Source organism: Bacteroides sp. CAG:633 (genome assembly GCF_000435115.1).
Lineage (GTDB): Bacteria > Bacteroidota > Bacteroidia > Bacteroidales > Bacteroidaceae > Bacteroides > Bacteroides ndongoniae.
This window is the reverse complement of the sequence record NZ_FR883026.1, coordinates 8,053-10,592: the sequence shown is the minus strand read 5'-3', so window position 1 is coordinate 10,592 and position 2,540 is coordinate 8,053. Positions and strand designations below refer to the sequence as shown.

Annotated in this window: 1 protein-coding gene; it reads left to right on the top strand. The window is 43.6% G+C overall.

All coding sequences use genetic code 11. The annotated features are described in order from the left end of the window. Nucleotides 1–669: 669 nt before the first annotated feature. Nucleotides 670–2,540, top strand: a 1,871-nt coding sequence (gene carB / locus QVP67_RS04155; protein ID WP_288179894.1) for a carbamoyl-phosphate synthase large subunit, incomplete at its 3' end; no start/stop codon positions are given.

The window sequence follows — 2,540 nt, the reverse complement described above, 5'->3', positions numbered from 1 at the left end:
AATGAAGAATGAGGAATGAAGAATTAGTTATCATTTACCATTCACCATTTACCATTAATCATTTCCCATTGCTTTTTTCTGGCCGTAAAGGTAGGTGTTTTTCGTGAAAAAGTGAAAGGAAATCAGCAGGAATGCTGCGAGGGACAATAGGGTAGCTGTGATTATCGGAAATGTTTCCGCATTTCGGAAGCGTTCTCGGAGTAAATAATTCATTGTTTAATCTTTGAAGGACTGGTACAGTCGGAATCGGAGAAAATGATGGTGGCCTGTGTACAGACTTGGCGGCAACAATAGAGTATCGTACCAAAGCTGTTTTAAAAAACGATACGGAAAAGATAAATCAAACGGCAAGATAACAATTGGAACGGCCTGTTATTTTTGTTAAATAACGGCATGTGTCATTTGTGTTGCAAAACAATTTCTGAAATATTTGTTCATGTCACGAATAAGTCGTTACTTTGCAAAAACTTTAGAAATTGTATATGCAGTCACAGGAAATGGGAACCAGTTTTTATTTTAGTTCGAATGAATTTCATTCGCCGGTTGATGGTTTTTCCGTTTTTGCAGAGATATTTTTAATTCTTTGATAAATGCGTTGTCCTTTGATAAGGATGACGCATTTTTTATATATGGAGTAAAAGACATTAAAACAACTTATAAAGAGAAACAATGAAGAACGATTTGAAGAAAGTGTTAGTCTTGGGTTCAGGTGCGCTCAAGATCGGTCAGGCTGGAGAATTTGACTACTCCGGTTCGCAGGCTTTGAAAGCTTTGCGCGAAGAAGGTATCAGCTCTGTGCTGGTTAACCCCAATATCGCTACGATTCAGACTTCGGAAGGTATCGCTGACAAGGTGTATTTCTTGCCGGTAACTCCTTATTTCGTGGAAGAGATTATCAAGAAGGAACGTCCCGACGGAATCCTGTTGGCTTTCGGTGGACAGACTGCATTGAATTGCGGAACCGAACTTTATCAGAAAGGTATTCTTGAAAAATACGGTGTACGTGTGTTGGGTACTTCAGTAGAAGCCATCATGTATACGGAAGACCGTGACTTGTTTGTCAAAAAGCTCGATGAAATACCGATGAAGACTCCTAAGAGCCATGCTGTGGAAAGTATGGAAGATGCTTTGAAGGCTGCTCGCGAAATCGGTTATCCGGTGATGGTACGTTCGGCTTATGCGCTGGGCGGATTGGGTAGCGGTATTTGCCCCGACGAAGAAGCATTTGTGAAGTTGGCCGAAAGCTCGTTCACTTTCTCCAAACAGATTCTTGTAGAAGAGTCTCTGAAAGGTTGGAAAGAAATAGAATTTGAGGTTATCCGTGACGCAAACGACCATTGTTTCACCGTGGCCAGCATGGAAAACTTCGACCCTCTGGGCATCCATACAGGTGAGTCTATAGTGGTTGCACCGACTTGTTCGCTCAGCAACGAACAGGTAGAAATGTTGCAGGAACTTTCCCGCAAGTGTATCCGCCACTTGGGCATTGTGGGCGAGTGTAACATTCAGTATGCTTTCAATGCCGAAACCAATGACTATCGTGTCATCGAGGTAAATGCCCGTTTAAGTCGTTCTTCAGCATTGGCATCCAAGGCTACCGGTTATCCGTTGGCTTTTGTAGCTGCCAAGATTGCTTTAGGCTATACGCTCGATCAGATTGGCGAGATGGGTACACCCAACTCGGCTTATGTAGCACCTCAGCTCGATTACCTGATTTGTAAGATTCCTCGCTGGGACCTGACGAAGTTTGTCGGAGTGAGCCGCGAAATCGGTTCGAGCATGAAGTCGGTAGGTGAAATCATGTCTATCGGCCGTAGCTTCGAGGAAATTATCCAAAAAGGTTTGCGTATGATTGGCCAAGGTATGCATGGCTTTGTTGGCAACGACGGTACTCATTTCGATGATCTTGATCACGAATTGTCGCATCCGACTGATCTTCGTATTTTTGCTATTGCCCAAGCTCTGGAAGAAGGCTATACGATCGACCGCATTTACGATCTGACAAAGATTGATCCGTGGTTCCTCGGCAAGCTGAAGAATATTGTCGATTATAAGCATAAACTTTCCGAATATAAGAAGATAGAAGACATACCTGCCGATGTATTGCGTCAGGCTAAGGTATTAGGCTTCTCCGACTTCCAGATTGCCCGTTTCGTACTTCATCCGACTGGCAACATGGAGAAGGAAAATCTCATGGTGCGTGCCCGTCGTAAGGAACTGGGCATTCTTCCGGCAGTGAAGCGTATTAATACCGTAGCCAGTGAACATCCTGAACTGACCAACTATCTTTATATGACGTATGCTGTACAGGGTTATGATGTAAACTATTATAAGAACGAAAAGTCGGTAGTTGTATTGGGTTCGGGTGCTTATCGTATCGGTTCCAGCGTTGAGTTCGACTGGTGTTCGGTGAATGCTATCCAGACTGCCCGCAAGTTGGGTTATAAGTCTATCATGATCAACTATAACCCAGAGACGGTTTCGACTGACTATGATATGTGCGACCGCCTTTATTTCGATGAACTGTCGTTCGAACGTGT